The organism is Pokkaliibacter sp. CJK22405 (assembly GCF_046614695.1).
Lineage (GTDB): Bacteria > Pseudomonadota > Gammaproteobacteria > Pseudomonadales > Balneatricaceae > Pokkaliibacter.
In genome coordinates this window covers 1-9,782 of sequence record NZ_JBKKHQ010000030.1, presented here as the reverse complement: position 1 = coordinate 9,782, position 9,782 = coordinate 1, and the positions used below count along the sequence as shown (strand labels likewise).

16 protein-coding genes are annotated in these 9,782 nt (G+C 54.3%); 9 read left to right on the top strand and 7 right to left on the bottom strand.

Features of this window, described 5'->3' with window-relative positions; translation table 11 throughout:
- From ACKC9G_RS18410 to ACKC9G_RS18370, 9 genes are all read left to right on the top strand, one after another.
- Nucleotides 1-988: hypothetical protein (locus ACKC9G_RS18410; RefSeq protein ID WP_411408161.1), on the top strand; the 988-nt coding region annotated here is incomplete at its 5' end.
- Between the two features lie 2 nt (nt 989-990).
- Entirely contained in the window at nt 991-1,182 is a 192-nt protein-coding gene (locus ACKC9G_RS18405; RefSeq protein ID WP_411408159.1) for a hypothetical protein, read from the top strand.
- 2 nt (nt 1,183-1,184) lie between these two features.
- Nucleotides 1,185-3,710, top strand: a complete 2,526-nt coding sequence (locus tag ACKC9G_RS18400; protein WP_411408157.1) for a hypothetical protein — start codon at nt 1,185-1,187, stop codon at nt 3,708-3,710.
- Between the two features lie 47 nt (nt 3,711-3,757).
- Nucleotides 3,758-4,054, top strand: a complete 297-nt coding sequence (locus ACKC9G_RS18395; protein ID WP_411408155.1) for a DUF5658 family protein — start codon at nt 3,758-3,760, stop codon at nt 4,052-4,054.
- A gap of 158 nt (nt 4,055-4,212) precedes the next feature.
- A complete protein-coding gene (locus ACKC9G_RS18390) occupies nt 4,213-4,974 on the top strand; it encodes a DNA adenine methylase (RefSeq protein ID WP_411408153.1) in 762 nt (253 codons plus the stop codon).
- A gap of 101 nt (nt 4,975-5,075) precedes the next feature.
- Entirely contained in the window at nt 5,076-5,300 is a 225-nt protein-coding gene (locus tag ACKC9G_RS18385) for a hypothetical protein (RefSeq protein ID WP_411408151.1), read from the top strand.
- Nucleotides 5,290-5,493, top strand: a complete 204-nt coding sequence (locus ACKC9G_RS18380; protein ID WP_411408149.1) for a hypothetical protein — start codon at nt 5,290-5,292, stop codon at nt 5,491-5,493. The genes ACKC9G_RS18385 and ACKC9G_RS18380 overlap by 11 nt, the downstream gene beginning before the upstream one ends.
- Before the next feature lie 136 nt (nt 5,494-5,629).
- Nucleotides 5,630-5,809, top strand: coding sequence for a type II toxin-antitoxin system HicA family toxin (locus ACKC9G_RS18375; protein WP_411408147.1), 180 nt, complete (start codon nt 5,630-5,632; stop codon nt 5,807-5,809).
- Nucleotides 5,810-5,857: 48 nt separating this feature from the next.
- Nucleotides 5,858-6,292, top strand: a complete 435-nt coding sequence (locus ACKC9G_RS18370; RefSeq protein ID WP_411408145.1) for a hypothetical protein — start codon at nt 5,858-5,860, stop codon at nt 6,290-6,292.
- A gap of 101 nt (nt 6,293-6,393) precedes the next feature.
- On the opposite strand, the gene ACKC9G_RS18365 is transcribed toward ACKC9G_RS18370, so the two are convergent.
- The 7 genes from ACKC9G_RS18365 to parA all read right to left on the bottom strand — a co-directional run bounded on the left by ACKC9G_RS18365 (nt 6,394) and on the right by parA (nt 9,389).
- Nucleotides 6,394-6,930 carry a hypothetical protein gene (locus tag ACKC9G_RS18365; RefSeq protein WP_411408143.1) on the bottom strand — a complete coding sequence of 179 codons (537 nt, stop codon included), beginning with the start codon at nt 6,928-6,930 and terminating at the stop codon, nt 6,394-6,396.
- The gene (locus tag ACKC9G_RS18360) at nt 6,927-7,343 is read right to left on the bottom strand and encodes a hypothetical protein (protein ID WP_411408141.1); all 417 of its coding nucleotides are present in this window, start codon (nt 7,341-7,343) and stop codon (nt 6,927-6,929) included. Before ACKC9G_RS18360 ends, ACKC9G_RS18365 begins: the two co-directional genes overlap by 4 nt.
- The gene (locus ACKC9G_RS18355; RefSeq protein ID WP_411408139.1) at nt 7,340-7,690 is read right to left on the bottom strand and encodes a hypothetical protein; all 351 of its coding nucleotides are present in this window, start codon (nt 7,688-7,690) and stop codon (nt 7,340-7,342) included. The genes ACKC9G_RS18360 and ACKC9G_RS18355 overlap by 4 nt, the downstream gene beginning before the upstream one ends.
- The gene (locus ACKC9G_RS18350) at nt 7,677-7,808 is read right to left on the bottom strand and encodes a hypothetical protein (RefSeq protein WP_411408137.1); all 132 of its coding nucleotides are present in this window, start codon (nt 7,806-7,808) and stop codon (nt 7,677-7,679) included. The genes ACKC9G_RS18355 and ACKC9G_RS18350 overlap by 14 nt, the downstream gene beginning before the upstream one ends.
- On the bottom strand, nt 7,801-8,034 hold the full coding sequence (locus ACKC9G_RS18345; protein WP_411408135.1) for a hypothetical protein: 234 nt from the start codon (nt 8,032-8,034) through the stop codon (nt 7,801-7,803). The genes ACKC9G_RS18350 and ACKC9G_RS18345 overlap by 8 nt, the downstream gene beginning before the upstream one ends.
- Nucleotides 8,035-8,262: 228 nt before the next feature.
- A complete protein-coding gene (locus tag ACKC9G_RS18340; RefSeq protein WP_411408133.1) occupies nt 8,263-8,724 on the bottom strand; it encodes a hypothetical protein in 462 nt (153 codons plus the stop codon).
- A complete protein-coding gene (parA, locus tag ACKC9G_RS18335; RefSeq protein WP_411408131.1) occupies nt 8,721-9,389 on the bottom strand; it encodes a ParA family partition ATPase in 669 nt (222 codons plus the stop codon). The genes ACKC9G_RS18340 and parA overlap by 4 nt, the downstream gene beginning before the upstream one ends.
- Nucleotides 9,390-9,782 lie beyond the last annotated feature (393 nt).

Here is a 9,782-nt window from a genome sequence, read left to right as displayed (position 1 = left end):
GCAGACGGCGCGTGCTGACGCGGATAGTGCGCTCTCAGCGCGAGTCGATACCGTACAAGCAAAAGCCAACGGCAACGCCGCAGCGCTTCAGACAGAGCAGACGGCCCGCGCTGATGCAGACAGTGCGCTCTCAACGCGAGTCGATGCTGTACAAGCCAGCGCTAACGATAACGCCGCTGCGATTCAGACTGAACAAACGGCCAGAGCGTCTGCTGATGAGAGTCTGGCAAGTCTGGTCAATACCGTGCAAACGCAACTCAACGGCCAGATCGCATCTGTTCAGCAGAGCGCTGAAGCGACAGCGAACAAGCTGGGAGATGTTGCTGCGCAGTATGTTTTGAAGGTCGACGTGAATGGCCGGGTGATCGGTTTCGGTCTTTATAACGACGGGGCCTCTGGCGAGTTTGGCATCCGCGCGGATCGCTTTTATATAGCGAGTCCTGACGACTCGGAAGGCTTGCTGCCTTTCGTGTTTTCTGACGGTGTTCTGTATCTCAACGAGGCGGCTATTGGTGCCGCCACGATTGATACGCTGAACCTCAAGGATGGAGCCGTAACGCTAAGCGCCTTTGCAGGCAGCAATGGCTTTCAGCGCTATCTGACCCAGGGCAACTTTTCGGCGAATGCCGGTGTTGATGTGTTTAGCACGCTCGTTGTACCTGCCCGTGCTGGGGACATGATGAACGTCGATATCACCTGCGATATCAACGTCACAGACTATAACTCGACAGCAGCAGCGGCAGTCAAAATCATGCCCGTGCTGCGCATTAACGGCGCTGATGCCCGATCTTATGCGGACTATCTGCCGGTCGAGCGTTTCAGAGACCCGATCAGCGGTCGCGTTTTTCTTCGCTACTACTTCCCTGCCACGGGCACTTTCACGGCTCAGTTGGTAGTGAAGTTCACTTACTCCGCGTTCACGAACCCCAGTTACTTCAAGTACCAGGTATCGAACTGCACGCTGAGTGCCTTCGCTTCGAGGAAATAACCATGCCAGCAGTGGCTGCTGTAAATCGCGATGGGGAGGTGACTCAGGTCACTTTCTACTCGCATCAAACCCACATCGATCAAGTGCAAGCTTTTGACACCGAGCAGAAGTATTACCCGGTGGCGGAGGTGCTTGACGCCAAAGCTTATCGCTATGACCCGGCTCAAGATGCCGTGATTCTCAAAGAGGATTGATTATGCCGTTAGATACTTCTGCTCTGCAGGCTGCTTATGATGCGTTGGCTCAGACAGCTGAAGCACTGGTTGAGAATACGCAGGCTTATGTTGATGAAGTGAAAGACAAGAAAGACGCGATACTGGATGCTGCCAACGTGGCTACCGGCTCGCGTGATTCTGCTGCCGAGTCAGCCCAGTCTGCAGCGGCCTCGGCGACCGCCGCTGCTAATAGTGAAGCGACTGCAACAACCGCTGCGACTACGGCGACGCAGAAAGCCACCGCAGCGGCCAGTTCAGCGACAGACGCGGCTAACTCAGCGGCGTCTATTCTGGGTGCGGTAGATCAGTCTGCGGCGTCTGCTGCCGCTGCAGCGGCCAGCGCTGAAAGTATTGATGAGGCTGCTGCCACCGCCACTGCTCAGGCCGCGGCAGCAGCGCAGTCTGTGTCAGATGCACAAGGCAGCGCGGAGGCAGCCAGCGCGTCGGCGACTACAGCAACTCAGAAAGCCACGGCAGCGAGCAATTCCGCGACGGCGGCAGCGAGCAGTGAAACCAATGCGGCAGGATCCGCCGGTACCGCGACAACGAAGGCCGGTGATGCTGCGACCTCAGCGGCAAACGCTGCTGATTCAGCCTCTGCCGCGTCAGATTCAGCCACAGCGGCGAACAACTCTGCCACGGCAGCGGCGGCGAGCGCTGAAGATTTAGACCAAGCGGCCACCACGGCCACTGCTCAGGCAACGGCAGCGGCGCAATCAGCAACAGATGCCCAAGGCAGCGCCGATGCAGCCAGCGCGTCTGCGACTACAGCAACTCAGAAAGCCACGGCAGCGAGCAATTCCGCGACGGCGGCAGCGAGCAGTGCAACCAATGCGGCAGGATCCGCCGGTACCGCGACAACGAAGGCCGGTGATGCTGCGACCTCAGCGGCAAACGCTGCTGATTCAGCCTCTGCCGCTGCTGACTCGTTAAGTGCGGTTGCGGCCTCAGCTGATGCAGCAGCAAGTTCCGCGACGGAAGCGAGCGATTCGGCTACTGCCGCCGATGGCTCAGCCACCGCTGCAGCGGCCAGCGCCCAGTCTGCTGAAAGCGCAAAAACCGCAGCACAGAATGCGCGCACGAGTGCCGATCAGTTAGCCCTGGCAGCTTCTGGTTCCGCTGATGCAGCTGCTCAGTCAGAGACTAATGCGCAGGCTAGTGCAGAGGCCGCAAGCCAGTCAGAAGCATCGGCTGCAGGCCATGCTGATAATGCGGAAAACTCAGCAAATGCTGCCTACGGTCATGCGACGAATGCGCAGACGGCAGTGACTAATGCAGACGAGGCTCGGGAATGGTCGCAGACGTATCAGCAGCAATCACAAGCCTCGGCGCTTGAGGCATCAAACTCAAAAGCAGATGCCGAAGCTGCCGCTAATACGGCGACGGCTGCAAAAGATAGCGCTGTTTCCTCTGCTGACTCGGCGGGTACCGCCGCACAGAATGCCGCTTCCTCAGCCGCTCAGGCGGCAAGCTCTGCGCAGGATGCAGCCAGCATTGCACTCGCTGATGCAGATGCAGCGTTACGCCAGAGCTTTCAAATTTTCCTCCCTGACCCATTTCGCCGCGCGGTGGAAGCGGCCAGCGGTGGCCGGAATACGATCATCTATGACGATCAAGGCAACCCGAATGAGATGGTGATCATTCCGCAGCTGACGTACCAAAATCTGGGTGTTGATACTAACCCGTTAATTGGTAACGGCTGGGTTACTGCGTTTCAGAACTCAAGCGGTAACGTCTCCGCAAACTCGATGATGGTCAGCAAATACCTGCTGCAATCCATGGGAACGGGATCGGCTTGCCTTGCAGGCGCAGGCACTCGCCTGACAATGAGTTTTAACGACGCGCGCGCGCACTGCCAAGCGAAAGGTGCTGGCTGGCACATGATGTCGATTCATGAGTGGGCAATGCTGCAGTTTGCATACCTCGCATTTAGCAGTGACCAGGCGCTGCCGGTTAACACTCCGCAATACATGAATCAGAGTCTGTCTTCTGGCTTTTATGGGGCGCCCGCTGGCTCGCACGACGGTACGCCCTTCGGCGTGATGCAGCTGGTTGAGCCGACCCTTGTCGATCAGGTGAAAACGGTCGATGGCCAGATTCACTGTACTGGCTATAACGCCCCTGGTGCTGATCCCTCAACGTGGGAGGCGCGGGACTATGCGTTTAACTGGACTGGCGAAACGGCGGGGCTTAACAACCCTGTCCTGGAGATTGCAAAACAGGTCACCAACTCTTATGGCTCGGCTACCAGCTCAGGTGGTGGTCTTGGGGCAAAAACGCTAGTAGGCACCTTTGATAGTATCGCACCGAACTGGTCTCAGGATTTACTGCTTGGCCGCTTGGGTCTTGCCCGCGCCCAGACCCCGCTTTATCGCGAAGGCTCCCCGGTTCTAGCGCTGAACGTCGGCGAGCGGCCTTTGATTGTTTCCCCGACAAGAATGGACGGATCAAGACTGCTGACCGGGTCTTTGGCAAAGGCCTATTTCAGAGCTGTCTACATGCCATAACAACCGCCCAAGTGGCGGTTTTTTATTACCTGAAAACTGGAGGATCTATGCCTGTATTTCTGATTGTACTGCTCGGTCTGCTGCTGCTTTTGCAGCTGCTGGATGTTTACACTACTCGCCGGATTCTGTCTGCGGGTGGCGTAGAGCGAAACCCGGTGATCGCATGGCTTATGTTGCGAACCGGGAAAGCGTGGCCGTACTGGAAGTGTCTGCCGACTCTGCTGTTGATCGCCCTCTGCTTAGCGGGCGTATTGCATGGAGAGCTGGCAGTGTTAATTGCAATGATCTTGTGCGGTTTATACGCGCTTGTCGTTGCACATAACTGGCGACAGCTCCCCAGCTAATCGCTTCACGAAAAGGGCGCTGGTCCGGTGTTGACGCACCGGGCCAGCATCCACCCGCATGACCAATCCATGCGAGCCGATCAAGGCCCTCCCGCTTCGCGAAGCGCGGGAAGCCTACATGAAGTCTCTGTGACAAATCAACAGAAGGAAATGGCTCGTTGGCTAAACCAATCGTTAGATGGATGGGCGGCAAACGCCGTCTTGCAAAGCACATCCTCCCAAAATTCCCTGAGCATACTTGCTACGTTGAACCATTCTGCGGCGGTGCTGCGCTGTTCTTTATGAAGCAACCAGCAAAAGTCGAAGTGATTAATGACATTAATGGCGATGTGGTGAACCTGTACCGGGTGGTGCAGCATCACTTAGAAGAGTTTGTGCGTCAGTTCAAATGGTCACTTGTTAGCCGCCAGATTTTTGATTGGCTAAAACTAGAACCAGAATTACCGCTGACTGACATTCAGCGCGCTGCCAAGTTTTACTATCTGCAGCAGATGTCGTTTGGCGGCAAGATGGAGTCCCGAACTTTCGGAACAGCAACAACATCACCGCCCGGACTCAACCGGCTCAAAATCGAGGAAACCTTGAGTCAGGCTCACCTGCGCCTCAGCCGCTGCTTTATTGAAAACCTGAGCTGGCGTGATGTGGTAGCGAAGTATGACCGCCCCCACACTCTGACCTATCTTGACCCGCCCTATTGGCAGACCGCTGGCTATGGCTGCGATTTTGACTGGGCTGAGTACGAGGCTATCCGCGAGCTGATGGATACGGCGCAGGGCAAGGTCATTCTCAGCATCGGTGATCACCCTGATATTCGCGCGCTGTTTGCAGGGCTTCGCTGTGATGAGATCCCGCTGACCCATACCGTTGGGGGAAATAAAAGCTCGAAGAACGCTGTCGAGCTGGTTTATTACAACTGGTGATGCACGCCCCCTGGTTAACGCCGGGGGCTTTTTTGTGCCCATGTAAAGTATATCACTGCCACAATCCTATTTCGGATTAGCGTGTGCAACTGGAGATTGACATGAAACTGTCTGAGTCATTGCTGATTGACCACATCGACTTGATGGCCGATGAATTTAAGCGCATCAAAGCACTCAACCCCGGCCCTGAAATTGTTGGTCTGTGCGACCGTGCCATTCGAGTGACGAAGCAGAACGTTCCAGTCATTGAGCAGCGAGATCGACTGGAAAGTGAGCTGAACAAGCTCAGAAGAGAGATTGCCCTGCGAGTCGAAGGTGGACTTTGACTGGGCTGAGTACGAGGCTATCCGCGAGCTGATGGATACGGCGCAGGGCAAGGTCATTCTCAGCATCGGTGATCACCCTGATATTCGCGCGCTGTTTGCAGGGCTGCGCTGTGATGAGATCCCGCTGACCCATACCGTTGGGGGAAATAAAAGCTCGAAGAACGCTGTCGAGCTGGTTTATTACAACTGGTGATGCATGCCCCCTGGTTAACGCCGGAAGGCTTTTTTTGTGCCTATTAAAAGTATATTTAAAAATACAAAGTAAAAAATGCTTTACAACTTGGGCCGAACACGTATAATGGATCACATCAAAGCAACCAAGGATAGCAATGACCTACAACGAGTTTGAAAGATGGTTAAAGAAGCAAGGTGTGCAAATCGCCAACCTCTCAGGAAGGCACTATAAAAAAGCCACCTACAACGGAAAAACCATCCCCTTGCCCTACCACGGAGCAAAAGAAATACCGGAAGGAACAAGGCGGAAAATAATCAAGGAATTGGGGCTGTAAAGCCCCTCTTGATCAAACTCGAGAAGGCCGCTGCAGGAGAGTTAGAAAATGAAATATGCGTTCTCAGTAGAAAAAGATGGTGCGGGCGTGGTGCTCACCTCGCGTGATTTCCCCTCCCTATTTTGCCCCGGCGACTCCGTCGAGGATGCGCTGAAATACGCGCCCGAGGGCTTAGAGGCGGCGGTGGCTATTTGCGTTGAGGATCGTCAGCCGGTGCCAATGCCTTCGGCCCCGCAGAGAGGAGACGTTCAGGCAACATTGCCACTGCGCGTCGCGCTTAAGGTCGCGCTCAGTAACGGCCTTATCAATAAGCGCTGGAAGCCAGCCGATCTGGCCAAGGCCATGGGAACTTCACGCGCGGCTGCCGCTAACGCGCTGAAAGTCGGTCACAACACTGGCCTGAATATCATGGGTCAGGCACTGGAGGCCGTCGGTTTACCTGAGGTGGTGACACCGCCCAGTGCCCTGGTGCCCTCAGCCTAACAACAGGAAGTAAAAAGCCCGGTCGCTGCCGGGCTTTTTTGTGCCCTTGTAAGCCTAAAAATGGGCTAACGTAGGGCGGTTAGTTTTTTAAGGCGATGCCATTACCACATTCGAGTTACAACAAGATCAGGGTTGTCGGTAAAAAGCTTTTCGGCGCACTCTTGCCCCACTGCTTCTTTTACCTCGCTAAAGCTGAAATGTCGCTTATTGATCTCCAGCGCACACTTCCCTACATTTTTTTCAGCGGCCTCCTCTTTGGCCGCTTCAAGAAACGCCTGACGGGCATCTGATTGGCTAATAAAGAACTTTGTGCCGGTAGCGCGTCCGCATAACTCGTAAAGGTCGATAAAGCCTCGCTCAGCTAAGCGTTTTTTAGCAAACGTGGCCTGTTCTATGCACACCTCCAACTGTTCTTCCGTCATCTTGTCGACCCATGATCGGGTTCCCTGTCTGCTCAGTCCATCACTTTGTAGAGTGAGCAAAACAATCTCGGCCCCGCGCAGCATGTCTTCTTTTGTTTTCTCGAAAACTGATGGTTCTTGATCTCGGTAGTCGTGCAGGTTCTTTATCAGGTTAAAGTTTTCCTCGATAGCCGCTTTCGTCTTGGCCTCGATCTGCTCATAAAATGGCGTGGTCATAATGATGCCTCCTCATTCTTCTCGTTTAGTTCTTCAGCAAGCTTAAGGGCGTTATCAATCTGAGCGCCGATAGTGTTGAGGTTGAAATTATCGATATGCACTGAGCCGTCTGAAAGAGATACCTCAGAGTTATATCGCGTCAGCTTCAGCTGTATCTCATAGCCTTCGGGAATCTCCCGAATCGCTTTGTAAATCTGGCAGCCCAGCTCGCTCGCATAGGCCTGGTGCGTTTCAACATAATGTTCTGGCTCCATGCACCACTCGCCAAGAGAGCCGCTGCCCGCCTCCTGCCAATTGACGGATAGTCCCAGCCGTCTCCATCGGCCAGCACTGCTTTCAATATCCGGGCAGTCGTCTGCCGCAATAGCCTTTATGCCGCCACACTCGACGCATCTGGCAATTAGAACTTTCATCTGCTGTCTCCGTCTTCTCTCAGGGCTGCGCCCAAGTCTTGGCCGTCCTGCTCCCTCTCTTCCTTCTTTGGCTGCTCCTTGGCTTTCATTTTGACAATGGCCCTGCAATCTCCGGCGCCCAGCTGGCGAACAAAGGCGTGGTAGACTGCGTCAGTAAGTGGAGATTGCAATGTCGGGGTGAGTGGCAAAAGCGCCTCGACAACATTGCAAAACTGGTCAAAGTCTATGCCGAATTTCTCAATTAAAGGGCTATCAAAATCTTCATCGTCTTCAAAGATCGCATCGGTCTGCTCTTCAGTCAGGCCTAGTGCTGCGCCTGCAAGCTCTTGTAGTTCAACGATGTGCATTGTCTTCTCCTTCTCTCAGGGCATCGCCCAGGTCTTCGCGATATTGTTTTAAAAGGGGTGCGGTCATGGCCGCCATGATGATGATCATCGTTGCCACGATGATTCCGGCGCTAAACATCGGCGCCTCCTTCTTCATCCAGCTGAACGGGGTGGGCGCTGCTGTAAGCGATAGCGTCTACCTGGTCTTTAGCGGCGGCCTGAATGTCACTGCTGATAAAGCTCATGAGCAGCAGCGCATCTAAGAAGCCCCAGCACCATTCCCGGCTTGCTTCTCGCTCTTGTATCGTGCTCAGGTGTAGCTTCAGCAAAGGGAACTGATCGGCCAGTTTGTTGAGTTCTGTCATCGGCCAGCCCTCACAGTCCAAGGACGCGCCAAAGCGCATACTTGACGGATCGGTGCTGCCGTAGGGAAAAGGCCAGCAGCTCGGCTCTTAGGCTCTCTGAAGCCAGCACGCCCGCCAGCTGTTCGCCTCGAATGGTTGTGATATGATTTGCCAATGGCATGGTTCATCCTCCAATGTTGGTCTGTGTCATGCCCGGTAGGTCTAGCCACCTGCCGGGCAATCATTCTTTTATTCCTTAACTTGGTTTTGCCCCTCCCCCCGGTCGTATTTGTTAACGACATCCTCAATCGCCTCACGCATAAGCACCTGTGTAGAGGTATGCGCCCCTGCGATGCGCAGGTCGCTCACCTGCCGCCAGAGCGCATTGCTGATCATGAATGATGTGCTGACTGCGCGATTAGTGGGCACCGGCTTTGGAGTAATCCATCCGGCTTGCTGTGTATTGCCGTCGCCGCGCTGATATTTAGCGATCAGGTCTTTGGCCGCTTCGATCATCAGCGTGCGGATCTTCTGGTCTTTCAGTTTTGTGAACTTCAGCACGTTCATTTTGCGGTGCATTTCAGGGTCCATCAGCACTGATCGCACTTGCTGCTCATCTGCCGCCACCGCCTTTTTGACAGCCTCAACTTCTTTGCTGCCTTTTGCCGCTGTTGCTGAACCTTTGAGTCCGACCAGGCTCCCTTTCTTCATTGAGAGGCCTCCTGTTCGCGCAGAAGCGAGATAATCTCAGCAGCCATTGCTTTTACTTCCTCAGCGGCCTTTGAACCGTCAGCATCGAGCACAGTGCCGCCAATGGTGGCGCTTTCGGCAAAGGCCACACGGTCATGCAGGCGCGCGGCCAGTACAGTAGGCTCATATTGCCCAAGCACTTGCGCGATTTCCTTGCTCAGCCCAGCGTTCGCTTTCACGCGGTTAACCAGGAAACACGCCAGCGGCAGGCCGTCAGTTACCTCCTGCCTGGTCTTTAAGGCTTCCAGCACCGGCTGAAATGACCATATTTCATACGGGCTTGGCTGCACTGGGCAGACAACGAGATCCGCCAGCCGGATAGATGGCGCCAGCAGCTCATCCATCCTCGGTGCGCCGTCGATAACAACGAAGTCATAGACGCCGCTGCATGCAGCCCGCGCGTCCTTACTGAGATTTTTACCCATGGCGATCACCGGGAATGTGGTAGTCGGCTCAGGGTCATCGCCGCGCACGCCGCTCCAGTCTATGCTGGAGCCTTGCGGGTCAGTGTCTATCAGGCATGTCTTGTAGCCCATGCGCTCGATAGCTGCTGCCAGATTGGTGCTCACCGTGGTTTTTCCAGCGCCTCCCTTTTGAGATAAGACGGCTATGAATTTTGTATCCATGGGCTATGCTCCTCTTTATGGTCTCAAGAGTCTTATTTATTTATTTAAATAAATCAATAAATAAAATAAGAATCTACCATGTTTTTTCATCATCCCTTCTTTTCTTCTTCTTTGGCCGCGCTGTGACTGGGCCGCAGCTCTGAAAGGACTGGCAAGGAGACAACTGCCACCTTTCCTTTCTTTGTTATCCGGCTAACTGCTGAAGAATCCGTCTTATTCCTATCAATCAAAATTAACTGCCCACAACCTTATATATACATAAGAAAGTAGTCAAATATAATTATTGTTGGTCGCCAATAACTGCCCAAACTAATACATACAACTGCCCACACAATTTAACTGCCCACACCCTTACTCCACAACTGCCCATAACATCTAGCTAGATGTTATGGG

Coding starts and splice junctions, on each gene's coding strand:
- ACKC9G_RS18405 (WP_411408159.1), top strand. CDS start 991: ATGCCAGCAGTGGCTGCTGTAAATCGCGATGGGGAGGTGACTCAGGTC.
- ACKC9G_RS18400 (WP_411408157.1), top strand. CDS start 1,185: ATGCCGTTAGATACTTCTGCTCTGCAGGCTGCTTATGATGCGTTGGCT.
- ACKC9G_RS18395 (WP_411408155.1), top strand. CDS start 3,758: ATGCCTGTATTTCTGATTGTACTGCTCGGTCTGCTGCTGCTTTTGCAG.
- ACKC9G_RS18385 (WP_411408151.1), top strand. CDS start 5,076: ATGAAACTGTCTGAGTCATTGCTGATTGACCACATCGACTTGATGGCC.
- ACKC9G_RS18375 (WP_411408147.1), top strand. CDS start 5,630: ATGACCTACAACGAGTTTGAAAGATGGTTAAAGAAGCAAGGTGTGCAA.
- ACKC9G_RS18370 (WP_411408145.1), top strand. CDS start 5,858: ATGAAATATGCGTTCTCAGTAGAAAAAGATGGTGCGGGCGTGGTGCTC.
- ACKC9G_RS18365 (WP_411408143.1), bottom strand. CDS start 6,930: ATGACCACGCCATTTTATGAGCAGATCGAGGCCAAGACGAAAGCGGCT.
- ACKC9G_RS18360 (WP_411408141.1), bottom strand. CDS start 7,343: ATGAAAGTTCTAATTGCCAGATGCGTCGAGTGTGGCGGCATAAAGGCT.
- ACKC9G_RS18355 (WP_411408139.1), bottom strand. CDS start 7,690: ATGCACATCGTTGAACTACAAGAGCTTGCAGGCGCAGCACTAGGCCTG.
- ACKC9G_RS18350 (WP_411408137.1), bottom strand. CDS start 7,808: ATGTTTAGCGCCGGAATCATCGTGGCAACGATGATCATCATCATGGCG.
- ACKC9G_RS18345 (WP_411408135.1), bottom strand. CDS start 8,034: ATGACAGAACTCAACAAACTGGCCGATCAGTTCCCTTTGCTGAAGCTA.
- ACKC9G_RS18340 (WP_411408133.1), bottom strand. CDS start 8,724: ATGAAGAAAGGGAGCCTGGTCGGACTCAAAGGTTCAGCAACAGCGGCA.
- parA (WP_411408131.1), bottom strand. CDS start 9,389: ATGGATACAAAATTCATAGCCGTCTTATCTCAAAAGGGAGGCGCTGGA.